At 42.9% G+C, this 23,508-nt stretch carries 21 protein-coding genes and 1 riboswitch; of the genes, 9 read left to right on the forward strand and 12 right to left on the reverse strand.

The features are described from left to right. Positions 1-19 precede the first annotated feature (19 nt). A complete protein-coding gene (locus L1028_RS19975; protein ID WP_234538544.1) occupies positions 20-1,363 on the reverse strand; it encodes an MATE family efflux transporter in 1,344 nt (447 codons plus the stop codon). 220 nt (positions 1,364-1,583) lie between these two features. On the opposite strand from L1028_RS19975, the gene L1028_RS19980 reads away from it, so the two are divergent. Together L1028_RS19980 and L1028_RS19985 are read left to right on the forward strand one after the other, a co-directional pair. Continuing rightward, on the forward strand, positions 1,584-2,489 hold the full coding sequence (locus tag L1028_RS19980) for an ArsR/SmtB family transcription factor (protein ID WP_234538547.1): 906 nt from the start codon (positions 1,584-1,586) through the stop codon (positions 2,487-2,489). A gap of 18 nt (positions 2,490-2,507) precedes the next feature. Further along, entirely contained in the window at positions 2,508-3,782 is a 1,275-nt protein-coding gene (locus L1028_RS19985) for an MFS transporter (protein WP_234538549.1), read from the forward strand. A gap of 138 nt (positions 3,783-3,920) precedes the next feature. On the opposite strand, the gene L1028_RS19990 is transcribed toward L1028_RS19985, so the two are convergent. Together L1028_RS19990 and L1028_RS19995 are read right to left on the reverse strand one after the other, a co-directional pair. Next, the gene (locus tag L1028_RS19990) at positions 3,921-4,445 is read right to left on the reverse strand and encodes a GNAT family N-acetyltransferase (RefSeq protein WP_234538561.1); all 525 of its coding nucleotides are present in this window, start codon (positions 4,443-4,445) and stop codon (positions 3,921-3,923) included. Between the two features lie 127 nt (positions 4,446-4,572). After that, a complete protein-coding gene (locus L1028_RS19995; RefSeq protein WP_234538563.1) occupies positions 4,573-4,899 on the reverse strand; it encodes a hypothetical protein in 327 nt (108 codons plus the stop codon). A 207-nt stretch (positions 4,900-5,106) separates the two neighbouring features. Between L1028_RS19995 and L1028_RS20000 the strand changes: the two genes are divergently transcribed. From L1028_RS20000 to L1028_RS20010, 3 genes are read left to right on the forward strand one after another with little or no spacing between them, the layout of a single operon-like run. Then, positions 5,107-7,068: a serine hydrolase domain-containing protein gene (locus L1028_RS20000; protein ID WP_234538564.1), complete on the forward strand. Its 1,962-nt coding sequence runs from the start codon at positions 5,107-5,109 to the stop codon at positions 7,066-7,068. Positions 7,069-7,127: 59 nt separating this feature from the next. Further along, on the forward strand, positions 7,128-7,805 hold the full coding sequence (locus L1028_RS20005; protein WP_279306888.1) for a response regulator transcription factor: 678 nt from the start codon (positions 7,128-7,130) through the stop codon (positions 7,803-7,805). Then, positions 7,802-9,226: a HAMP domain-containing sensor histidine kinase gene (locus tag L1028_RS20010; RefSeq protein WP_234538566.1), complete on the forward strand. Its 1,425-nt coding sequence runs from the start codon at positions 7,802-7,804 to the stop codon at positions 9,224-9,226. The genes L1028_RS20005 and L1028_RS20010 overlap by 4 nt, the downstream gene beginning before the upstream one ends. A 387-nt stretch (positions 9,227-9,613) precedes the next feature. Here the strand turns inward: L1028_RS20010 and L1028_RS20015 are convergent, their stop codons facing one another. From L1028_RS20015 to L1028_RS20040, 6 genes are all read right to left on the reverse strand, one after another. Further along, a complete protein-coding gene (locus L1028_RS20015) occupies positions 9,614-10,342 on the reverse strand; it encodes an ECF transporter S component (RefSeq protein WP_234538585.1) in 729 nt (242 codons plus the stop codon). Beyond that, positions 10,324-11,994, reverse strand: a complete 1,671-nt coding sequence (locus L1028_RS20020) for an ABC transporter ATP-binding protein (RefSeq protein WP_234538596.1) — start codon at positions 11,992-11,994, stop codon at positions 10,324-10,326. Before L1028_RS20020 ends, L1028_RS20015 begins: the two co-directional genes overlap by 19 nt. Then, positions 11,967-12,857 (reverse strand): energy-coupling factor transporter transmembrane component T, encoded by an 891-nt coding sequence (locus L1028_RS20025; RefSeq protein WP_234538598.1) that lies wholly within the window; start codon positions 12,855-12,857, stop codon positions 11,967-11,969. Before L1028_RS20025 ends, L1028_RS20020 begins: the two co-directional genes overlap by 28 nt. Continuing rightward, the gene (locus L1028_RS20030) at positions 12,857-13,828 is read right to left on the reverse strand and encodes a DUF4430 domain-containing protein (RefSeq protein WP_234538600.1); all 972 of its coding nucleotides are present in this window, start codon (positions 13,826-13,828) and stop codon (positions 12,857-12,859) included. Before L1028_RS20030 ends, L1028_RS20025 begins: the two co-directional genes overlap by 1 nt. Before the next feature lie 74 nt (positions 13,829-13,902). Next, positions 13,903-18,477, reverse strand: a complete 4,575-nt coding sequence (locus tag L1028_RS20035; RefSeq protein ID WP_234538610.1) for an S-layer homology domain-containing protein — start codon at positions 18,475-18,477, stop codon at positions 13,903-13,905. Positions 18,478-18,644: 167 nt separating this feature from the next. Further along, positions 18,645-18,845: riboswitch (cobalamin riboswitch) on the reverse strand. Positions 18,846-18,936: 91 nt separating this feature from the next. Next, a complete protein-coding gene (locus L1028_RS20040) occupies positions 18,937-19,515 on the reverse strand; it encodes a hypothetical protein (RefSeq protein ID WP_234538612.1) in 579 nt (192 codons plus the stop codon). 80 nt (positions 19,516-19,595) lie between these two features. Between L1028_RS20040 and L1028_RS31345 the strand changes: the two genes are divergently transcribed. The 3 genes from L1028_RS31345 to L1028_RS20055 all read left to right on the forward strand — a co-directional run bounded on the left by L1028_RS31345 (position 19,596) and on the right by L1028_RS20055 (position 20,936). Next, positions 19,596-19,772 (forward strand): hypothetical protein, encoded by a 177-nt coding sequence (locus L1028_RS31345; RefSeq protein WP_279306889.1) that lies wholly within the window; start codon positions 19,596-19,598, stop codon positions 19,770-19,772. A gap of 504 nt (positions 19,773-20,276) precedes the next feature. Further along, complete coding sequence (locus L1028_RS20050) at positions 20,277-20,465, forward strand: hypothetical protein (protein WP_234538615.1); 189 nt, start codon at positions 20,277-20,279, stop codon at positions 20,463-20,465. Positions 20,466-20,510: 45 nt separating this feature from the next. Continuing rightward, the gene (locus L1028_RS20055; RefSeq protein WP_234538626.1) at positions 20,511-20,936 is read left to right on the forward strand and encodes a hypothetical protein; all 426 of its coding nucleotides are present in this window, start codon (positions 20,511-20,513) and stop codon (positions 20,934-20,936) included. Between the two features lie 212 nt (positions 20,937-21,148). On the opposite strand, the gene L1028_RS20060 is transcribed toward L1028_RS20055, so the two are convergent. After that, entirely contained in the window at positions 21,149-21,325 is a 177-nt protein-coding gene (locus L1028_RS20060) for a hypothetical protein (protein WP_279306892.1), read from the reverse strand. A gap of 85 nt (positions 21,326-21,410) precedes the next feature. On the opposite strand from L1028_RS20060, the gene L1028_RS20065 reads away from it, so the two are divergent. Next, positions 21,411-22,127 (forward strand): hypothetical protein, encoded by a 717-nt coding sequence (locus L1028_RS20065; protein ID WP_234538630.1) that lies wholly within the window; start codon positions 21,411-21,413, stop codon positions 22,125-22,127. A 461-nt stretch (positions 22,128-22,588) separates the two neighbouring features. Here the strand turns inward: L1028_RS20065 and L1028_RS20070 are convergent, their stop codons facing one another. Both L1028_RS20070 and L1028_RS20075 read right to left on the reverse strand, forming a co-directional pair. Then, positions 22,589-22,882 carry a transposase gene (locus tag L1028_RS20070; RefSeq protein WP_234538631.1) on the reverse strand — a complete coding sequence of 98 codons (294 nt, stop codon included), beginning with the start codon at positions 22,880-22,882 and terminating at the stop codon, positions 22,589-22,591. A gap of 24 nt (positions 22,883-22,906) precedes the next feature. Next, on the reverse strand, positions 22,907-23,464 hold the full coding sequence (locus L1028_RS20075) for a hypothetical protein (RefSeq protein WP_234538642.1): 558 nt from the start codon (positions 23,462-23,464) through the stop codon (positions 22,907-22,909). Positions 23,465-23,508 lie beyond the last annotated feature (44 nt).

Here is a 23,508-nt window from a genome sequence, read left to right on the forward strand (position 1 = left end):
TCCTACGCTCATCCTTTGCTTAGTAGTTTGCCTGCTGTTTATTCATTCTGAACAAAGATCTTCTAAACCAGAACACAAGAATGACACCCTTGAACACACTGCTTAACGCAATCGACATCCACACCCCATTTAAGCCAAAAGGCTCGGATAAGAGTAAGGCTAGTGGAATTCGGAGTGCAGTAAATGAAATACTAAAGATCGGTGGAATGTGGGTTTGACCCATGCCGTTAAAGGCACCTACTGTCATCAATTCCAGACACATGAATAATTGTGAGTAACCGATGATCCGCATATAATCTGCGCCCAATTCCAAACTTGTCTGGTCTGATAAAAACAATGAAAACAGCTGCTGCGGGAACGAAATAAATATAAGCGACACGATCACACCAAAAATGGAGGTTAAAATTAAGGCCTGACGATACCCCTGCCCAATACGGTCGAAGCGGCGTGCTCCATAATTTTGACCAAAAAAGGCAGCAATAGCTCCCTGTAGTCCGCCAATGGTCATATAGGAAATGGATTCAATTTGGATTCCTACTTTTTGAACCGCAATAGCATCCGCTCCAAATCGTACAATGATCTTGGCAATGATGATCGATATGATCGTAAAGGTGACCCGTTGGATCGTTATGGGTAGCCCCATGCGGATGACTTCTTTCATTTGACGGCTGTCCCACGCGGATGTGTTTGAAATGAGTTCTGACTTTCTTGTCTTCATGATAAAAAGAGCCGTAACCAAGATGTTCGCCGTTAATGTTGCAATAGCTGCCCCCGCTACTCCCCATCCTTCAAAACTGCCCCAGCCAAAAATCAAAAATGGATCAAGGACAATATTAACCATAAGACCAATGGAGAAGATCTGAAACGGCTGTTTACTATTTCCCATAGCGTTTAAGAGAGTTGCGAATAACGTATTCACGATGGAAAATACCGATCCAAATACCGAAATCACTAGAAATTGTCTAGACATCCGCTCTACTTCATCACTTCCAAGGTCAAAAAAACCAATCAACTGATTCTTGGTTAATAGCACTAAACTCATATAGAGAAGTCCTAATAAAATAGACATCATAAATCCGTTCTTTATATAAGATTTAGCCTTCTCTAACTGGCCAGATCCCATACAATGCGCCACCTTAATCCCTGTGCCGATCGTAACCATAGTCGATAAAGCAATCGCTAGATTAATGAAAAAGCTCGCTGTACCAATCGCGGCAACCGGACCACTTCCTAATCTTCCAACCCAAATCATATCAACTAGACCATAAGTAGTAGAGATGAAATTCGTCGCAATAATGGGAAGCGTTAATTTCATTAAGGTAGGCATAATAGGACCCTGAGTCAAATCGTTTGTGTCCTTCAAGTCGAATTACACCTTCTTCATCTAATTTTCAAATTCATTATATAACCGCACACTTATATAATCAATTGATTATATTTGAACATTATTTTGAGTTCGGATTTTTCGGCGAAATGGCTATTGAAAAGAACAAAAAGTTCGTTTACAATAAAACCAATAATTAGTTCTACGTTTATAGAACAAATAACAAGTTCAGTATTTCACTGAAAGAATGGAGTAGCTCTTGGATTATAAAGTAGAGGTCGATTTTGCACCCATGTATGAATGTGTTTATAGTATGACTGCTTTTCTAAGTAAGCAGAACCATACTGCCATGGATTCCGGTAAGCTCTGGGTACGCGATGTTCAAGCCAGATTCGCGCCAATGCTGCTTCGTAAAATGCAGGAGGTCGTTAAGAAACTTGATGATTTCAGTTTGGCTCCCTATATTTGGTCTTGTCCGGGAGAGCGTTCGGTAGAGGGGTTTTTGGAGTGGTTCGATGGTTTATCTTCGGGCGAACTGTATGAAATATCCGGACGTTTCGGCCAATCGGTCCCTTCCAATCTTGCGGAGCTCAGGGACACTGCCGCTGACATCCTCCGCGAATGGAACGCGGGATACTTCAGTGGAATCGATCCTAATATCATTAAAGGACTTGAGCAGGAAGCCGAATCAAGACGCGCGATGCTAAGCGGGAACAATGATATGGAAGTCTTTGAAGCAGCTACTGCTGGAATGCGACTTTATCCAACCGAACATCTGAAGCAAGTCATTATCATTCCGCAATATCATGCTCGTCCACTGGTTACGACCGCTATGTATGATGAATTCGTATTCACCAGCTACTCTTGTGATGTTCTCCCTCCAGAAGCTGGACGGCCTGCGCCTGCATTACTCCGCCTTACCCGTGCGTTGTCAGATGAGACCCGACTGTATATCCTTCGTTTGCTCACAGGCAAGCAGCTCAATTTCACAGAAATCGTGCGCGAGGTAGGACTTTCAAAAAGCACAATCCACTACCATCTTATCGCGCTGCGTGCAGCTGGGCTGGTCATTGTCCATACCCATGGTAAAAGCGCTTCGTACAGCCTACGATTAGAAGCCTTAGATGGGTTGCCTCAGCAGATCGGAGTGTATCTGGAGAGTTAAGAAAGGAGCTACCAAGCAATGATAAAACGCAGCTATTATGGTCTACTCTCGACCATTACTTTAAGCGCTTTTGGGGATGCCTTTGGCTTGCTGGCTATGGAATGGCTCGTCTATGAGCTAACCGGTTCTAAGCTAGCGATGGGAGCACTCGCGCTCAGCTCGGGCATACCTGAGCTGCTGCTGCGCTTGCTCGGTTCACCGTTGTCCGACCGGCTGCACCGGGTCCGTTTTATGGCCTGCTTGGCAGCCATTCGCTTGCTGGCTATAGCACTGCCACTCGGCATGGGCCTGGCTGGCCAATTGCAGCTGTGGCATCTGTTTGTCGCCGCAGGTCTCAGCGGATCTTGCGCCGCATTGTTCATGCCAACAGCGATGGCTGTTATTCCCGGCGTTGCCGACAGCCGGAAGCTGGTACGGGCTTTTGCTATCATTGATGGCAGCAAAAGCGCAGCAGCCCTGCTGGGGCCTGCCTTAGCAGGTGCGTTGACCGCTGCTAGTGGAGCGCTTCCCGCCCTTGGCATCAACATGATATGTTACGCAGCCGCCATCACTACCTTGCTGTGCTTACAAAAGCTACCGAAACCTTCTCCAGCCCCAGGTCGTTTCTCCATCACCGTTTACGTTCGCGAGATAGCCGAGGGCTTTACCTTCTATAAACAATTTCCTGCAATGCTTACGATTATGATCATGGCATCCATCAGTAATTTAAGCTCAATTGCCGTCTGGACGATGATGGTCCCTTTTGTACGCGAAGTGCTCCACCGCGATGCGGCGACGATGGGCACGCTAAGTACAGTTTTTGCGCTGGGAACCTTAGTCGGGCTAAGTGTGATTTCCATGATAGGGGAAATTAAAAAAAGACGGCTTGTCATGCTTAGCAGTCTGGGGACCATAGGTTTAGTGACTACCTTATGGGGGTTATTCCCTAGTTTTTCTTTTGCTCTCGCCGCCGTATTTGCTACTGGAACGTTAGGTCCCTTCTTCGGTTCCTTAAGCTCTTCACTCCATGGACGTCTAGTTCCGAGCCATCTGCAAGGAAGAGTCAATTCTATTCGCTTTCTGATCGGTGGCGGCTTACAGCCTTTTGGTGCTTTTGCCGGTGGCGCGATTGCCCAGCATTATGGGGTGCCCGTACTTTTTGTAATCGCCGGACTGCTTCCAATGCTCTGTGCTAGCGCAGCCTTGCTACTCCCCGGACTCAAAGCGCTCGATGGTGACCTTTCCACCCTTGAGGCCACCCATAGGCGACCCGTTGTGGAAGTTCCGTCACAAGGTGTTGTGGCTGAACCATAAGTGGGGATATGTAGAAGAATTCACTGATTCTAATAGAAACAGCGATAGCTAAGGACAAGGAAATCACGTCCTAAACTACCGCTGTTTTTTTTAATAATCGTGATCTTTTCATTTCTCATGGTAGAGTATATCCTCCAGTCAGATATTCATTTTTCGATAATCACTTTCAAGTAAACCATAAAAGAATTGATCTACCCATTTACCTTGCCAAGGTAGTTCTTCTCGAAATATCCCCTCTCTAACCATTCCTAACCTTTCTAACACCTTATATGAAGCGATATTAAATTCATTACACATAGCAACCACTTTATGAGCATTCCAATCTTCAAAAGCATACCTCAAAGCTATTTTTGAAGCTTCAACACAATATCCTTGTTCACGATATTCAGGAAAAATACAATAACCCATTTCCCAACTTCCACGCTCCTTGACATACCAATGGATATGCAATTCCCCTATAGGTGTTCTTTCTGGATTATCAAGCTTTATTATGTATTGTTTATACCAATCACTCTTAATTTTTTCTACTATATTCTTTCTAACTGCTTCCTTATCGGATGAAATAAAATCTTCAAAGAACCATAAGGAAGTGCTAGTTTTTTTATCAACAATGAATTCTACATCGTCTAAAGTAGCTGGACTTAATATAATTCTTTCTTTCATTTTTTCGCCCCCATTATATTATTCATTACTTCGTTATAATTTCGTTCTTGAAATTCCGATAACGCTCAGAGATTCACAAATACGAGAGTCTTAAGTAAACCGGAAGGAGTTTTGTCAGGCTTATCACTCATTTCAAATAATTGAACAAACTTAAATCTTTTGTGATTTTTGAAATCTTGAATCGGTACTCGCCTGGTTCAGTCTGAACAGTAATAATTACATCATTATCGGATAATCCCAAACTAGAAGTCTTACTAGCTATTTCATGGATAGCATCAGACAAAAAGGAAACCGGAATTTCAATTTTTTCACCTTCAGTCGTGTAAATCATGACATCCAACCAGCCATGTGGTTGAAGACTCATTGAAATGTCTATGTGAGATCCTCCCCTGTTTTTTAATTTATTTAGAGACTTTAGTTTAACATCTTTCACCAATTCAGTAACTAACTTCATATGAATTAGTAATCGTGAAAATCTTGAGCTATCCTTCCCGATGAAAATAGACTACGATCTGTCGTTGAAGGCGGCGGATGGCAGTCTGTTTTTTTATAGTCTTGTTAACGTTCCATTCACACTACTCTGATAATGTCTATAAGCGTTAAGTGGATGATCATCCAATCCCAATAAATGATGATGTGGAGGATAATAATGTTAACATCTATGAAAAAAAGATGGATCGCTGGTCTAACCCTATTGGCTGTGATTAGTGCCGGACTAGGCGCAAGCCTGATGTTACCCGGGAACCAGACATCAGCCGAGACCAAGACGGATCAAACCGTGCTACCTATAACTCAGACTGAAGCACCTGCCAGTCTCGATGATACCGCGAGTCTGACTGCCTTCGTTAATGGCATTATGGAACAAGATATGAATCGGCTGCAAATTCCGGGAGCGGTCATCTCGATCATAAAGGACAACAAGATTATTTTGGCCAAAGGTTATGGCAGTTTCAATCTGGAAAAGGCAGCACCCGTTGACCCGACAACCAGCATGTTTCGAATCGCTTCAACGACAAAACTGTTTACCTGGACAGCGGTGATGCAACTGGTCGAGCAAGGCAAAATTGATCTAGACACGGATATTAACATCTACCTGAAATCAGTGAAGATCCCTGCTACTTATCCTGAGCCTATCACTATGCGCCATTTGATGACACATACAGCAGGGTTCGAAGAAGGTGGAGTTGGTTATCAAATCACTACAGACCCTGCCAAATTGCCGGGGTCAATCTCGGAAACACTCAATAAGCATATGTTGGCACGAGTAAGACCACCCGGACAGATAAGTTCTTATTCGAACTACGGTGCTACACTCGCAGGTCTAATTGTAGAGGAAGTTAGCGGTGTTCCTTACAATGATTATATAAAGAAATATATTTTTGATCCGCTCGACATGAAATATTCGACTGTAGTAGAACCTTTACCGGAGTCATTCATGCCCAACAAAGTTGTGGGGTACAACAGCGAGAACGGCAGTTTTATTCCAGGCACACCTACATTCGAGGGAGGCTTTCGTCCAGCCGGCTCGGGTACAGTATCAGCAGTAGATATGGCGCATTTCATGATCGCCCATCTGCAGAACGGGAAATATGGTGACCAGCAGATTCTGAGACCCGAGACGGCAGAACTAATGCATTCAACGGCGTTTCAATTTGATAAACGTCTGCCGGGGGTGGATCTTGGGTTCGCAGAGAAACGAATCAATGATCTCACACTGATCACTCATGGTGGTTCCGACCCCATGTTTAATACGGAATTGTACCTTGTGCCTGCCAAGCATGTAGGCATCTTTGTATCCTACAACGGCGGTGAGGGCGGTGATTCCGCAGCGAACCTCATCCAAGCCTTTTTCAACCGCTACTACCCTGCTCCTGATGCGAGTCAGCCTGAATTCATCGCTTCTGATGAATCTATTCAGAAATATGCAGGAGCCTATCAATTTACCCGCAGAAACATCAGTGATATTGATAAGTTTTTCAACTTTTTCGCTCAGCTGAATGTCTCGGTTGAGGATAATAAGCTATCCTTGGGAAGTGGTAGTGAACAACAATTGTATAGTGAAGTCGGTCCGAATATGTTCCAACTCGAAGGAGGTACCGAACAAATTGCCTTCCGCACGAATGAGTCTGGTAAGGTTACACATATGATCTTAGGGATGGCACCGGATATGCCGCTGGAGCGTACGCCTCTCTTGGACCGGAATAAATTTTGGCTTATCGTACTAGGGTTCTCGGGGTTGATTTTCATCACTGCATTGCTCGGACTAATCTTCTCCAGACGCAAGATTAAGGCGATGACGCCACCTGAAAAGTGGGCCATCCGCCTATCTGCAGGAACTGCTGGTTGGGCGCTGCTAACTTTCGTCACGATATTTATGGTGGTTATGTCCATGGACTTGATGCAGAAGTTCAGCGGTATCAGTCTTTCGCTTTCTCTCAGTTTAGTTATGCCAATCATTTTGGTTGGTCTGACTTTAGCTTTGCTAATCTCGGCTATACTGGTTTGGAAGAATAAATACTGGACAGCTTTCAAGCGTGTGCATTATACGTTAGTGGCGCTTTCGGCTGTGGCGATGACTCTGTTCTTCTACTATTGGAACCTGTTAGGTTGGCAGTTCGGATAACGCCATTACTTGCCAAGAACAAATCAGATATAATGAAAGCTTAATAGAGGAGGAAAATCGTGGCTACTATACTTATCGCTGATGATGATGATAACATCCGAAAGCTAATGTCTTTATTTTTGCGAAAAGAAGGTTTTGACCTCAAAGAAGCCAGGGATGGTACCAAAGCTCTGTCCATTATACAGAACTGGCGTGTCGATCTCGTCATTCTAGATATTATGATGCCAGGATTGGATGGTTGGGATCTATGCAGAGAAATCAGGCGCTGGGATGCCAACATCCCCCTCCTCATGGTGACGGCTAAAGCGGAATCTGCACACAAAGTGAAAGGCTTTCAACTTGGTACGGATGACTATCTAACGAAACCATTTGATCCGCTTGAACTGGTAATGCGAGTAAAGGCTTTGCTTAAACGCTCGCTGGTCGTTTCTTCCCAGTCTGTGCAGTTGGGTAATGTGACGCTCAACCGCCGCACTTTTCAGGTCACGCGTGGTGAAGAACCAGTCACAATTCCTTTGAAGGAATTTGAGTTGCTGTTTCTGCTGGCCAGCCATCCTGGGCAAATCTTCACAAGAGAACAGTTAATCCTTCAAATCTGGGGATTGAATTATGAAGGAGACGGCCGGACTGTGGATGTGCATATAAGTCGGTTAAGGGAAAAATTCAGCGGCAAGGGTGAGCAGTTTCAAATCGAAACGGCCCGCGGCCTGGGATACCGGCTGATCCCTACGCCATGATCAAGACATTGTATGTACGCGTCATTCTCACGTTTCTGGGCATCATTATCTTTAGTCTGATTTGTTCCTTTTTCATTGGCTTATATGTCTTTCAGAAACAAATAAGTTACGAGGGACAGAATGAAATGATCGTAGTGGGAAAAGAGATCATTCACCGCTATGATGACGCCAAACCTAAAGATACGGACGAGTTCCTGAATAGTATGGTTAAGGTATCTGCACACCCTATCCACCTGTACAATCATGCCGGAGAACATACCTTTTATGGGCTCAAGGGTAGTCCGGCTGTCACTGTCCCCCCCGAAGCTGTCAAAAGAGTACTACAAGGAAAGCTCTACCGTTCCTCCGCGGAAGATAAGGATATTTTTATCGGGATGCCCTTTATGTTAGACGGGGAGTGGCGTGCGATGTTCTTGCAGTATTCTGCTGAGAACGAAAATATCGTCAATCGGATGGTGCTCTTTGTGCTTTTGCTCGTGCTTTTGCTGGGTAGTGTATGCATTCTTATTGCCGCCAGATATTTGGTGGAGCCGATCAAAGCACTGACAAATGCGACAAAAAGGCTGGCCAAGGGTGATTTCGAGGTGGAGCTTAAAGTGAACCGAATAGATGAAATCGGGGAATTGACACAAAGCTATGTGGAGATGGCAGGGGAGCTGAAGCAGTTGGAACAGATGAGGCAGGATTTCGTATCCAACGTTTCTCATGAAATCCAGACCCCGCTTACGTCCATTTCCGGCTTTGCCAAGGCGCTACTGAACCATGATTTAATCGTGGAAGAGGAACGCAGCGAATATCTTGATATCATCATTGCGGAGAGTGAACGTCTGTCGAGGTTAAGTGATAATTTACTGAAGCTCGCTTCCCTGGATTCTGAACATCATCCCTTCCACGCAAGTCCCTTCAATCTTGACGAGCAGATTAGAACCATCGTTGTGACCTGTGAGCCCCAATGGTCAGCCAAAGGCATTGTTATCGATCTTGAACTGCCGGAAGCGATCAAAATTAAGGGTGATGAAGATCAGCTGAAGCAAGTATGGATGAATCTGCTCAGCAACAGCATCAAGTTCACACCGGAAGGCGGGAATATCCGCATCAGTATAGTTAGTATTGCAGCAGAAGTATCCGTCACCATCAGCGATAATGGAATGGGGATGTCCCCGGAAGAGTTCAATGCCGTATTCCAAAGATTTTATAAAATAGACAAGTCGCGGAACGGAAACAACAATGGCAACGGTCTTGGACTTGCGATCGTTAAAAAAATTGTCTCTCTGCATCAGGGAAGGATAGAGGTAGACAGTGCTATCGGAGAGGGAACGACGATTATCGTTAGGTTGCCCGTCTCCCCGTCTGCTCCCAGCCGAAAGAGCCTTAAGCCCTTTGAAGATACCTCAGCGCCTATGGATATCGTAAGGGAATAATCAAAAAACAGGCGATACCGGTAGACCGGAGCATCGCCTGTTTTTTAAGGTTAGATCTAGGAGCATCGCTACTAGAATTCCATACCGATTGTAATATCTTATAGTGGCCAAACCTCCAGCCACTAGGTACTACCGCCCCCCTTCGGCTAAAAACCGAAGGGGGGTTCTTTGGGCCTTTCTTCGATGTTGGGTTTCGCGCTGATAGCAGCGGAGAGAACGGACTGATTGTGGAAAAGCGGAGCGTTCGCCTTTGTGTCCGGATTTTACCCTAGGGGGAAAAATTCAAAAAAATCTGGACACAACAGCGATTGTAACAACAGTCCGTTCTCGGAGCGTCCGCCAGCGCAATGCGCAGCACTTAAAACGCCAAACACCCAATTCCAAAACCTAAGGCTCAATCAACCCATACTTCGTTTTTATCCGATCCAACTTTTCAATCATAGGATGAGCAATAAAAAACAAAAACACCACCGTCGAGATGGCATGCACCATATCAAACCAAAAGGCTGAAACATAAGTCGTCATCAAAGCCGATAATGAGAACTCAGAAGTGAACATCATCAGCGAGCCTATATTGATAATGCCACCATATACCAAGAATGTCGCTAGCCCTCCGAATATACACAGCGATAGCTTAGTCTTTTTAAGCAGACCTTTCTTGAAGAAAATGCCCGCCAGGAAACCAATGATGCCAAAACAAAACATTTGCCAAGGCGTCCAAGGTCCCTGCCCAAAGAAGAAATTGGAGACGAAGCCCGCAACAGCACCGACCAGAAATCCTGCCTCAGCTCCCAAACTTACCCCTGCGATGATGACAATGGCAACAACCGGCTTAAACTGAGGCAACATGAAAAAGGCTGCGCGACCAGCAACGGCAATGGCTGCTAACACCGCTATGACAATCAATTCCCTCGCCTGCGGCTTCCGATTCTCGAACACCAGCGCAAACGGAATCATCGTATAGAGGACGATCAATAGGCTGATAAAGTAATATTTGCGATCGTCTAGGACAAAGATCCCTAACAAAATTGTAGCTGGAATAACTATAAAGATTAGTAGTGCTGCTAATAAAGTTCGACGACTCAAACGACGACCCGTTACCTGCTTCGTTGACATAAATCAATCACACCCTCTATCGTTACTCCCTTGCTCCATACATGACGCGCCATACGGTTGGCGGCAGTCGTATAGAAGCTGTTTCCCGCAAAAAACTTCTGGGCTTCATTCGTCGTGATGATATTTCCATCAAAAAACATGGCGCAGACCTCGGCGTATTTGGCACAGAATTCAACGTCATGCGAAACCATTACGATGGTAACACCTTCAGCATTAAGCTTCTGTAAGAATAAAGCTAATTTCTCTTTAAAAGGTCCATCCAGTCCCTTCGTCGGTTCATCCAGCAGCAGAATCTTTGGTTCTAACAAAAGCACTTTAGCCAGCGCCGCACGCTGCTGTTCTCCCCCGCTAAGATCATACGGATGCATCGAGAGAAGATGTTCCAGTTCTGCGAACTTAACCACAGCCTCAACTTTGGTCACCTTTTCTTCCTTCGTTAAAGGAAGCTGAGATAACATTTCGTATAAATCTAACTCAACTGTTTTCTTCACAAACAAGGTTTGCGGATTTTGCGGAAGGATGCCCAAATTGTTAGTAAACAGTTCTTTGGCATTCATCTTCGCTGGATTCTTTCCACCGATTAGAACCTTCCCTCTATAGGGCTGAAGGATGCCGCTCATCAGTGACAGCGTCGATGTCTTACCCGTTCCATTTCCACCAACAATGCAATAGAACTGTCCCTGCTTCACTTCAAAGGACAAATCCTTAATAATATCCGGTCCGTGTTTATCATATTTAAACCATACATCCTTAAACTTTATGACTTCAGGGCTGTCCACTTTCGAGCTTAGCTGAGATTCTGCGATCGCTGCAGGTGTCTTATCCTCTAGAAAAGCATCCAACCATTGGCGTCCTTCCTTCACTGTAACAGGCCATGCTAAGTCATTCTCTACACCTGCGTAAATTTGCATGGGCGAGGGCATGGACAGAAACATCGGATGGTTCAGCTTGCTTAGAGCTTCTCCCACCCTTTGCGGGGTATCATCAGCAATCACGACGCCCTCATTCAGCACAATCAGCCGATCTGTAAGCGGAAGAACATCCTCTAGACGATGCTCGGTCATGATAACGGTTGTTCCAAGCTCGCGATTAATCTTTTTGACCGTCTCCAGAAAATCAGAGGCTGCGATAGGATCTAGCTGAGAGGTAGGCTCATCTAGGATTAAAACCGAGGGATGCATAGCCATAATCGCCGCTAAATTGAGCAGTTGCTTTTGACCGCCCGAAAGCTCAGTCACACTTTTATGGAACCAGGTCTGTATCCCGAAAAAGCTCGCCATCTCAGCCACGCGCAAACGAATTGCAGAATTGTCATAACCTAAGCTTTCAAGGCCAAAGGCCAACTCATGCCACACCTTGTCTGTCACAATTTGATTGTCCGGACTTTGGAGTACATAACCGATCTCCGCCGCTTGTGTCCGTTGATCGATCTCCTCTACAGGTTGACCCTTATAATAAATCGCCCCTTGGCGTTTACCATGTGGGGTTAGGATTGTTTTCAATTGTCTTAGTAAGGTACTTTTGCCGCAGCCTGACTTTCCACAAACAGTAATAAAGTCTCCGCTTGCAATCGTAAGATTAATATTCGAAAGAGCCATCTGCTCTTGTTCAGGAAAAGCAAAGCTTAGTTCTTCGATTCGATAGATTTCCATTTCATTGCCTCCACCATATTAATGAGCACAGGGATCATACATAGCGCAAAATAAGCGATATATACAAGGATACTAAAAGGTGAAATTGCGCTCGCTTTAATCGACGGATAATATCTCATCGTGTTCGCACCCATCGCTGCACCGACGGCTACTATTGCAATTAAGCCTGTCATGATCAAAAGGGCTACTTTGTCCCGGGCATCTAGACGGAAGATCGAAAAGCTTGTACGTCCAGGCAATCCATAACCTCTTGACTTCATGGAATCCGCCGTCTCAATCGCATTTTCAAGAGCCCAGGTGGTCATTATCGATAGGATCGTAATCCCATTCCGCGCCCTTGCGAGTAGATTTCCCTGCGTGACATCCCGGCCTATACATTTTTGAGCATTCGAAATCACCTTGATTTGCGCTAAATATCTAGGAACAAAACGAAGCACCATCGAAAAAATCAACGACAGTGCCGGCAGTATTTTTCCGAATATATAAATAAACTTATCCGAGGTCATCACGATGTTATAACAGGAGAACCATATGATTACCGTCACAAACATGCACGCCGCTGCTACGCCATAAAGAATCGATTCCTTCGTAATGGGATTTCCATTGTTCAAATAGAATAAGATCGTTACCCCTTGATGATTAAAAACAGGGTTCATAATCGCCATAAATAGTAGAAAAGGAACCATGTACAGCAGATTAAATCGAACGGCTTTCTTTCCTTTTAACATAAAGGAGTAAATCACTGCACTGATAAGGGCAATCACCTGAAATATGGGATGCATGAACACCATGCTAAACAGCAATACCACAACAAAATATAGAAAATTCACAAACGGATGAAAGGTAGAAAAGCTATCCTTCATTATTTCTGTGCTCCTCCTGTGGCCACATAACCACCTACATCTCGACCTAGATCACAAGTGTATACCCAATCAATGACATCGCCATCTTTGAGAACGTAACGACTACTTCCGTAGTTAGGGAACCAGCCATTTACTTTGTACATCCATCCACTAAGCTCTCCAGCATCAAATTCATACAAATTATTTATACCTTCAATATAATTACTGTTATAGATCGGCGTCATACTGAATTCCATATGGATTTTATTCTTCTTCATCTCTCTTAGTAAAACATCAAACACAGATTCACCTTCATAAAAGGTTACCTTCTGCGCTTTATAAATGATACCATCTGCAGGCAATACTTCAAGCTTATCCTCATTGAAAATATCCATATTATCTAATATCGTTGCTGCCGACACGGACAAAGTAGCCGTTAATTGCTTCTTCTTATCTACTGTTGCATCTTGCCATTCGACGGGCTTAGGTTTCCCGCTCGGCACTGGATCGGTAAGGAATTTATCCTTTTTCGGTTCCTGCTTGGTTTCTGTTGTTGCTACTTTTGAATCCGGTTTGATTACGGGTTTTGCCGTCGCTTTCGTTTCCGGCACGGACGTTTTAGCCGCTTTCGGTGTTGCGGTCGGTTGTGCCTTAGAATCCGGTTTTGGTGTTGCGGTCGGCTTTACAGCCTCTGTCGCTGTCGCAGTTTCTGATGGCGTTGCTTCTTCTGTTGGCGTTACCGTCTCTACGGGTTTAGCTGATTCACTAGGTGTAGCTGACGTTGCTATCTCCGTTGTTACAGCATCGCTTGATGCTGTAGGCTCTACATCAACATTTTGATTGGAAGCCGTGTTGTCTGACTCTACAACTTGAGATTCAACATTGTTACTCGCAACCTTGTTCGGGCTCTTCTGATAATTCCCGCCCCAAAAGAAGGCGATCGCCAGTACACCAATAATTAGTATCGCTGTCAGCCATTTTTTCTTGTTCATTTCTTAAGTTCCCCACCTTAAATAATAAGCAAGGGTATACACGCTACCCTTGCTTATCTCTTCTAAATATAGTCCTATTTAACGTCTGTCATGTCATAAAGATTTGTCTGTCCCTTAACGAACCGATCATAAGCAACCAGTGCATACATCGCTTGATCTGTAGCCATAAGATCTACTTCTCCTGGTTTCGCACCTCCGTTGCCAACTCCACCCTGCTTCACGTGATAAAAACCACCTTCAGGTGCAGCAAAGCCAAGCAACGCATCAACTGCGGAACGACCATTTTTAATAAATCGGGAATCCTTATGTGGGTCTATGCCAAGTCCAGTTAAAGCTACGATAACCTGAGCAATGCTCTCGGAGTTCGTAGACTCCCAGCTTGCAAAGCCACCGTCTGCTGTTTGTGTTTTGGATAACCAAGCAATTCCACGATCTACAGCAGCCGTTACTTTGGCATTCGTTTTGTAATAAGGGGTCAAGCCTTGAATAACCATCCCCGTAATATCCGGATCAGCCGCAGTAGCATTACTGCCTAGTGCCCATCCGCCACCACTGATCTCTCTGCCCAAAATAAAATCAATGAGCATCTCTCTTGTCGTTTGTGTCTTTACATTCTTAACTACTGGAATTTCGTAATGGTTACTGTCCAGTGCGATCAGGGCAAACACAGGACCATTAATACCTTGCTTGATTACAGTATCAAAATCCGCGAGCGGTTCCAGTAGGTTATAACCCGCCACTTTATCAATATTTTTGCCGATTGAAGTTAATGCCAAAATAACTCTATCATATTCCGTATATTTTACGCTATGCAGCTTCCCAGCTTTTTCTTTAAGGGTTGCTTCTACATTCGCATAGTACTTAGCGTAATAACTATCTGGAACCTTCACATCAGAACGTGCCAGCCCGAACACTGTCCAATCCCCGCCAACCGAGGAGATGACCGGGTTTGTTACTGTTTTTTGCAAAAAGGCTGCTGTGTTCTTAATGTAAGAACTAACTGCTGTATTCTGAATATTTGGACTAACCACTTTGTTCCCACTCTTATAATCATGGGTTCTAGTAGCTACAACAGCCGCCATTTCTCTAGTTACAAGCTCTTTAGGCTTAAATTGATTATTATCACCTAACATAAGTCCAGTGGCAACAATGGTATCCACGTCTGCTTTTGCCCACGCGGACGCGGTATTGATATCTTTAATGGCTGTCCCTGGCTTCGTAGCCGGGATTGATAATGCTCTGACGATAATTGCTGCCATTTGCTCGCGAGTAATCTTGTCATTTGGCTTAAATTCATTGTTAAAGCCTGTAATTAATCCTGCTTTATGAGCGGCATTCACATATGGAAAGAACCAATCGCCTAGAGCGACATCCTTGTAGGTAATTCCTTTGTCACTCTTGATATCCAGTTCCAATGCTGATACTAGGATCTTAGTAAATTCTGCTCTTGTAATTTCAGACTTCGGATTGAATTTACCATTGTTACCTTGGATATATCCTTTTTGTGTAGCAGTTTCAATCGCTGAGTACGCCCAGGGTGAAATCTTATCGGCGTCTGTATACAGTTTTTTAATATCATTCGTATTCGAGTCATTATCTTTCGAAGTATCCTTAGGAACCTCTGTTGGAGATGTCTTCCCGTCAGTATTAATATTGGTCCCTGGTGTAGATCCACCACCCGGAGCTGAAGTAGGCGTTGGTTTAAATCCTGATCCCAAGTCTTCACCTAGATCCGTAGTATAACGCCACTGAAGACTATCTCCAGCATTTAGGGTATATAGAGATGCCCCATACCCAGGATACTTTCCATTCACATTATACATCCATCCACTACCACTACCATGATTAAATTCTCCATCACCAGCGATGGATTCGACATATACACTTCCGTATTTACTGCTCCAAGAACTTTGATAGCTGATACCGCGGCTTTCTAGCACTCTTGTTAGTACAGACCACACTGTGTCACCTGTTTGCAGTTCTACCTGTACAGATGGAACAACGTACCCTTTATTGATCGTAAGCTTATCCACAGACAAAGTTACATATCCATTACCTGTGCCACCAGGCGTTTGAACTGCACTGGAGGTGTACGCAATGTAATCAGTGAAGTGCTTGGTTTTTACGATTAAATCATTTCCACTATCATAGGCATACTCAGACTTACCGCTCGCTAAGCCTAAGGCATCACTTGCAAATTTTTGAATCGCATGAGGTTTGCCGTCTTGAATATAAGCTGCATCTTTTCCATTAATCCCCTTAAAGGTTAACGTTATAAATTGACTGAATTCTACTCTTGCACTGCCGCCCATCGAAAAAGCTTGAACGATATTATCAAGCTTCTTGTCCCCAGGAATAATTTGATTCAGACTATCTTTTAGTGCAGATTCTGTCCCTGTTGTAGGTGAAATCAATTCAACCTTTGAAGAATCTCCCTCTATGACCTGTGTACCCTTAGGGATGACTACAGATACGTCACCTTTGGTAACCTCTAATTTGGGCAGATTACTATTACTAGGTAAATCAACACTTACTGTGGATTGCTTATATTTCGGAATATTAACTGTAATTTCTTTGTTGCTATCCCCTGAATTTATCGGAAGAATATATTTATTATTATTTTGAGAAATGACAACTTTGGGTGTATCTCCTGAGGGTAACTGTACTTCTATTTCTTTCGTTTCCTCTGGTTGCTGAATTACTACATCACTCATATCAAATAGACGGTTCTTATGATTGATCAGACGATCGTAAGCAACAAGTGCATACGTAGCTTGATCCGTTGCCATATTATCTACTGGATAGGTGAGAACATGCTTAAATCCACCATCTGGAGTAGCGAAGGTAAGAAGTGCATCAATAAGCGAATTCCCTTTTTTCACAAACCTAGGGTCACTGTGTGGATCTACACCTACGCCAGTTAAGGCTACTATTACCTGCGAGATGCTTTCACTGCTTGTGCTTCCCCAGCTTGTAAATCCGCCTTGATCATTTTGCGAACTCGATAACCAATTGATCGCCCGATCCATAGCAGCTTTTACATTTGGATTAGTTGCGTAATAAGGCGCAAGTGCTTGCATCGCCATCGCGGTCATATCAACGTCGGCTCTGGTTACGCCTAAAGCCCAGCCCCCGGCATCTGCTGTACCTTTTTTAACCTCTTTATCTAAGATATACTGAACGAGATTTTCTCTTGTACTTTGAAATTTCACCCCATTTTTATCAGGTTCAGGGAATAGAATGGGGATATCGTAGTTATGACTATCTAAGGCAATCAGAGCAAATATGGGACCATTGTTCCCTTGCTTCTGAACATATTGATAATCAGCGAGTGCATTGATTAGATCATAACCCGCAACATTCGTGATATCTTTTCCGATAGAGGTAAGTCCTAGAATCGCTCTGGAATGCTCTGTGCTTTTAGTAGCATCGAGTTTTCCATCCTTCATTAATTCTTTTACTCTCTTAGCTACATTGTTGTAATAGAGATCATAATAACCACTTGGCACTTCGTAGTTGGCCTGTGCTAGAGAAAGAATGGACCATTCTCCGCTACCTGTCCCAAATGACGGGTTCTTTACGGTGTTTAGAATATAAGCAAGGCTCTTATCTAACTGTTCTTTGACTCCAGTTGTAGCATTTATTTTGTAGGTAATTTGATAAGTTTGCGTTGCTCTATTCTCTGCCCCGTCTACTGCAGTTACAGTGATTACATTACCACCTGGGTTAAGAGAAATCTTATATTCACCATTTGTAGCAGATACAGCAGCTCCATTTAATTTCACTACAGGAATGATACCGTCATATACATTATCTGTGACAGCTACTCTGAAACTTAAATCTTTATCGGATACTTCCTGTTTATCCTGCATACCACTTACAGTAATAACAGGTGGCTCTATATCTAAAGAATTGGTAAGCCCGACCAGCGCATGATCTACACTTACTTGAGAGCTTTCCATATTTTCTAGCACTGAATAAGCTTGGTAAACTGCTTTTTGTACTACTGTTTTGCCCAAAATACTTTCTTTATTCGGATCACTGTTTATTTCGGCGATTTTCGCAGTTAAAGCATCCTTATTAGCAAATGGAAATGGATGTTCTCCCCAGCCACCAAGATCAGAACTATAGCCATAAGTGGTGAACTGTGTTCGGATGATGTCACCGTCTTGAGGGTGATAATCAGACATCCCGAACGGAGGAAACTCATTATTCACGGCATACATCCAACCGGACATGTGAGTGTAGTCAAACTGACTTAGCCACTCTTGGTTTGCTTTAGTACCAACCGTCCCACCATCGACTGAAATCATATCTAAAATATATTGCGGTATATTCACTTCACTTTTGCCACTATCTTTAACTTCAGATAAATAAAAACTACTATCTATACTTCCAAAGTTTTTATAATTACCTTCTCCTAGCGCACGTGTTATTAATGATGCGCCATTGTCCCCTTCGTAGAATGGAACTTTAATAGGTTCCTTAATATACCCTTGACCCAATGTGAACTTCTCTACGGATACAGTTACATACCCTTTAAGTGTAGAGCTTGCTTCATTCGCATGAGCCGGGATTACACTTGTAGAGAACGTCGTGATAAATACAGCTACAATAAGTAACCAAGCTAAAAACTTATTTTTCTTCATGTTTCCATAACCCTTCCCTTCTCTTCCTATGATAAAAAAACAGAATAAACTTTCTTAGTACTACAAAAAAAACCACTCAACATAACGTCAAGAGGTTTAAGATAGTGAACCGCAATAATAGCAGGCATATACTATATCAAACACCTCTCTATCGCTCGTAGAGTTTAACGGTGTATCAGAAACAGGCAGATATTCTGGCTCAAGTATCATCACCCTTGCTACCTTCCCAGTTTCCCAGTGGTACCTTGCAAGGACTCCTCTTTCACAGCGGCGGGACCGCGCGGGATTCACACCCGCTTTCCATTTAACCAATCTATGATTGCATTTCCGAAACATTCATAATTGGCACCTATTGCTAATATTAATTTTTCCATGCTTCATCATATCTAATATATATGCTTTTGTCATGCAATATTTGTTTTTTGTATAACGAGTAGTTAGCGATACTCCTATTGAATATCAAATCATTTTAACCACAATATACTCTTTTTCTCTCAGCTCAAATCCCTCCTCCAGTGACAAAGAGGCCAAATCAAAGATTCGATCATACTTTTTATTACGTGGGAGCCCTTCTTCCTCAGCCCAGCATGTATAAAGCTCAAACTCGGCACCTGATACCCCATAATCTGTCATAAGCCTAATTAACTCCCGACAACACTTGAGTGAGGCGTTATACGATCCCAGTAGAGTATCTTTTAGCTTAGGGGATACAGAGAAGCCGCCCCAATTCGGTGAAATCCGGTACACATATGGACTCCGAAAATGCTTGCGAATCTCATCGTTCCAATATCCAAGTTCCTCTATAAAAATACCCGCTGCATCTTCTTCCGAGTCGTATACAAGACAGTCCTCATCTCTTAAATGAGATAGATCTGCGATGTCATCCAAAGGAATTATGCCTTGCAGGCGCAGAGCCTCTCTTTGTTTCTTATACTCCGGAGAATTTTTCACTTCATTATATGTCTTTGCTGACAGTACACTGCCTCTTTCTCCTAACGGAAGCTCTGTAGCCGAGCCTATGTAATGAAATCTGCTCACTGGATTGCCCTCCATGACTTTGGAATCACTGCAAATCACTAATTCATATATCAATTTACCACAAATTAGTAAGGTACTCGTTGAAATTATTCTATGTTAGGGTATTCGGTAAGCGTTTACAACGAATTAATGGAGGTGTACGTGTTCATCTAAGCACCGAAGTACTAGTCATCTTGAAATTCCACTTCTGGAATGGTGATATCCTTACGTACAAGATCACGAAGAGTGGAACCAGTATTGTAGGAAAGTCTTCTTAACCTTCCTGCTATCAACATGAATAGGGCCTACCCTATTAAGGGGGTACCCCTGTATTAGCTCCTTTACTAATAATATCCGGGTGTGAAACTAACAGTATAAGTAATATCCTAAATAGGCTAGAATTTAACCAAGCAGTCGGGATCTATACTATTAATTTAGAAGATTCAAAAAATAGTGATTCTTCTTTACTGCTATTTGGATCAGCATCAAATTTAAAAAAGGATATTTTAAATAAATTAAATAATTCGGGCATAACAATAACTTTATCAAATGAAAAAAAGGAAGAACTTAAATTCAGTCCAGAAGACATAGCGTGGGAATTATCTGACCCTAATTTATTAAAAGAAGGGTTTTCTATTCGGTTAACTTCTAATAGGATATCAGGTTTTGAAAAATTAGTTTTTGATAAAATTATAATCAATATAGATAAGAAAACAATTAAAAGAAATATAAATCCAGTATATTTACAATTTTATTTTGGAGAGCAAAATGGTATTTCCGTAATGGAATCACCAATTGCCCCTAAAAATAAAGTAGCACTAGAACAAGAGTATTCTTACTCATATAAGATTTTAGATTCAAATCATATTATTACTAGTGATATACATGCGGAATTGATTTATCCTGAAGATGTAAAGGAGTTTATTGAAATAATTAATGTAGAAGTTAATCGTGATGAATATCCTTTTTGAATTTTTTGACAGCACAATAAATTATAAAATTGAGAGGTGAGCATATTGGCTGAGAAAAAATGGTTATTTATATTCATATTGTTTATAGTCTTTTTGACGGGTTGCGAAAGAAATAGCTCAGATGTAATAAATGATACTAATATAGCAGATGATGAGGAATATAATCTGATGATTACTAATAACAGCCCGTTAAATTTAAAAAGTGTAGTTGTTACTGTTGAAGAAGGAGATGACACTCTAATTGAATCTTTGATTGATAGTAATATTACTTTTGGAAAGGTTGCGAAGTTCCGAGTGAAAAACGGAAAGTGTTTGTTTAAAATTACACTCAATCCGAAAGGAAACTACTCGGTAAGTAAAGAATTTAGTGAAGTATTTAATAAAGGAGAAATTGTTGAATATCAAATACAAATAGAAAACAATGAAATATCTATTGAAAGAGTAGAAGGCAGTAGTAATACGTCGATTTAAAAACGGACCTGTTGAAATATACGTTTCCAAGCATAGTAAAGGGTGAGTTGTAACTATACTTTTTGAAAAGAACAAAAGTCCTGATTTATGTAAATATATACCTCACAAGTATCGTCCTTAAATGTAAGAGGCCAAGATTAAGAATCACGCGCAGTGTAGTTTTTCTGTTTTAAGGGACCGAGTGAAACAATTCGCTTATCATTAGAGATTGGTCACTGACTTCGGTCGTTCCGCCCACCTATGTGTCCGAAGCAACCAGGTCCGCGGCGCGCAGCAGCTGGCCACGCCGCCGGCACCGATTCACGCAGCTCCCGGTAGTTGTAGATTTCCCCGTTAAAAATAAGTGATACTTCGCCCGGCTCATTGTGCATCGGCTGCGAACCTTGAATTCATATGGTTTACTTAGAAAGGGTATCACTTCAACTCATCGATGAATAGGCTGTTGTAATAAATTGAATAATGGAGGTATCCCAGATGACCTTTGGGAACGAATATCCAAACAGCCAGGCTAATCCATCCGTATACCCTTACTTTACCCGTTTCAATCCTTTCCCTTACTCTCATTACTACCATCACTTCCGTTCAGAAAGCAGCCTGGAAGATCTACCCTCTGACAGCGAAAACACCAAAAAAGAACCTTTAAATGGTTATATGAACGAAAATGTATCCAGCGGTCAGGGGATTAAGCTAAATACCGGAGGAGAAGTAGGCGGTAAACACGGCATTGGTTTAAATGCTGGCGGGAATTTAGCCTTAGGTAGCATGGGTATGTATGCGGGCGGCCATATGGGCACTCCTTCATATGGAATCCATGCTCAAGGCAATACTCATCTGGACAGCAGCCAGGGTCTAGGGCTCAATGCCGAAGCCCAGGCCTTCGGCAAGTACGGGATTGCGGCTCAGGCAAAAACCCAAATAGGTGGCGGTCAAGAGGCAGGTTTTCATACGGGGGCGCAGATCGGAGGAGAGTACGGTATGGGTGCTGATGCCGAAGGACACTTGGGGTTCAGTCAAGGCGCGGGACTGCAAACCCATTTGCAGCTTGGTGGCGAAAATGGTCTCGGCGCCCAGGCCAAGGCACAACTCGGCGGCGGTCAAGGAGCAGGCTTAGGAGTTGCCGGACAGGTAGGCAAATATAATGGAAAGTTAGGATTTAATATCGGCGGTAAGGACAAAGAAACCAAGGAGTAAAAGTTGCCCCAACGTTAAGTATTTAACCTTTCATTAGACATCCATTTAATCGTCAATGCGACTATATACTTGTCCTTGAGGAAATCGGTAATTAATTCTATTTGATGAATATCAAATCGGTAATATGACCATGTTCCTGTCCATTAACGGCTAAGGGATCAAGTTCTTGTCTGGAGTAAAGGACAAGAACTTGATCCCTTAAAATACAAAAACCGCGCGGGGCTCGGGTTCTTATAGGACTATGTTCTAAGGATAAAGTGTCCTCTACCCTCCCATTCGTTCCGCTTGAATAATCGCCATTTTTCGTGCATAGTATTCCGCAGTTGATCTGGAAATCAATCAACCGATTCAGATTAATATTGTCTACACTATTTGCTCCGATAGCCTGAATTATTGTCTCTAATAATGGTGCTCGCTCATTAAGGAGCTCGCCATACTTAACCTTCCTATTTTTAACTACATCATACATATACTTCTTCATACGTCATCAACATCAAGCGATAGACCAGATATACTCCAAGATATGCTCCCGTTAAAAGGAACATTGGATTCAAAAAAATCGCATGGATCGAGGTCATAAATACCGTGTTATCTCTTAATATTTCATATATAGCTAGGGCAGAAATATTACCTAAAATAAGTGTAGACAACACAGAAGCTACATTAAAAACAATACGCCACTTTATCCATTTCCGTTGTATCATTAGCATGGCGATGGGAACCACTATACTGCCAAATACGATTAGAAATTTCATTTAGCCAGCCACCTCAGTATCTCTTTAATTCTCCAGTTCAACACTTTCGATTTGCCCCTCGGCATTCACTGTCCACTCGATATCAACACCTGGCATCAATCCAAGCTTGTCCTCATCTTCGATCACTACATGATCGGGGATGGTTATGGTCTGCTCTCCCCCACCTTCGACTTTAACGGTGACCTGTTTACCATTAGACGTAGTAATCTTCCCATCATATTCAATCTGCTGCAAAACAATCTTTTGGCTCGGATCCGTAATAGTAACCCGCTTGCTGCCGTCTGTCAGTAGCTCAATCTTTTTATGATAGCCATTCTTTAAAGTGACTTCCTTAATGACTCTCTGAACGCTAACATCCGCCGGAAGTCCCTCTGTATTTGTACCGGATGATGCATTGGGTTGTTCTGTTGCATTGTTCGTAGCCGCAGGTGCAGTGGCTTCTGTTGTAGGCGTTGGAGTTACTTGTATGGTTTCATTGGTAGCTTTAGAGCAGCCACTTAATAGGACGGTGCAGGCACAGATCAAACAAAGAATTGAAGTTCGAATCTGGCGTTGTGAATTTCCTTTATTCTGTGTCATCATTTACCTCCGCACTTAAATTTTTCCCAGTTCAATTAGTGAACATA

Source organism: Paenibacillus pseudetheri (genome assembly GCF_924513355.1).
Taxonomy (GTDB): Bacteria; Bacillota; Bacilli; order Paenibacillales; family Paenibacillaceae; genus Paenibacillus_AQ; species Paenibacillus_AQ pseudetheri.

Coding starts and splice junctions, on each gene's coding strand:
- L1028_RS20000 (WP_234538564.1), top strand. CDS start 5,107: ATGAAAAAAAGATGGATCGCTGGTCTAACCCTATTGGCTGTGATTAGT.
- L1028_RS20050 (WP_234538615.1), top strand. CDS start 20,277: ATGGAATCACCAATTGCCCCTAAAAATAAAGTAGCACTAGAACAAGAG.
- L1028_RS19990 (WP_234538561.1), bottom strand. CDS start 4,445: ATGAAAGAAAGAATTATATTAAGTCCAGCTACTTTAGACGATGTAGAA.
- L1028_RS20020 (WP_234538596.1), bottom strand. CDS start 11,994: ATGGAAATCTATCGAATCGAAGAACTAAGCTTTGCTTTTCCTGAACAA.
- L1028_RS20010 (WP_234538566.1), top strand. CDS start 7,802: ATGATCAAGACATTGTATGTACGCGTCATTCTCACGTTTCTGGGCATC.
- L1028_RS20070 (WP_234538631.1), bottom strand. CDS start 22,882: ATGAAATTTCTAATCGTATTTGGCAGTATAGTGGTTCCCATCGCCATG.
- L1028_RS19995 (WP_234538563.1), bottom strand. CDS start 4,899: ATGAAGTTAGTTACTGAATTGGTGAAAGATGTTAAACTAAAGTCTCTA.
- L1028_RS20065 (WP_234538630.1), top strand. CDS start 21,411: ATGACCTTTGGGAACGAATATCCAAACAGCCAGGCTAATCCATCCGTA.
- L1028_RS20035 (WP_234538610.1), bottom strand. CDS start 18,477: ATGAAGAAAAATAAGTTTTTAGCTTGGTTACTTATTGTAGCTGTATTT.
- L1028_RS20025 (WP_234538598.1), bottom strand. CDS start 12,857: ATGAAGGATAGCTTTTCTACCTTTCATCCGTTTGTGAATTTTCTATAT.
- L1028_RS20030 (WP_234538600.1), bottom strand. CDS start 13,828: ATGAACAAGAAAAAATGGCTGACAGCGATACTAATTATTGGTGTACTG.
- L1028_RS20075 (WP_234538642.1), bottom strand. CDS start 23,464: ATGATGACACAGAATAAAGGAAATTCACAACGCCAGATTCGAACTTCA.
- L1028_RS19985 (WP_234538549.1), top strand. CDS start 2,508: ATGATAAAACGCAGCTATTATGGTCTACTCTCGACCATTACTTTAAGC.
- L1028_RS20015 (WP_234538585.1), bottom strand. CDS start 10,342: ATGTCAACGAAGCAGGTAACGGGTCGTCGTTTGAGTCGTCGAACTTTA.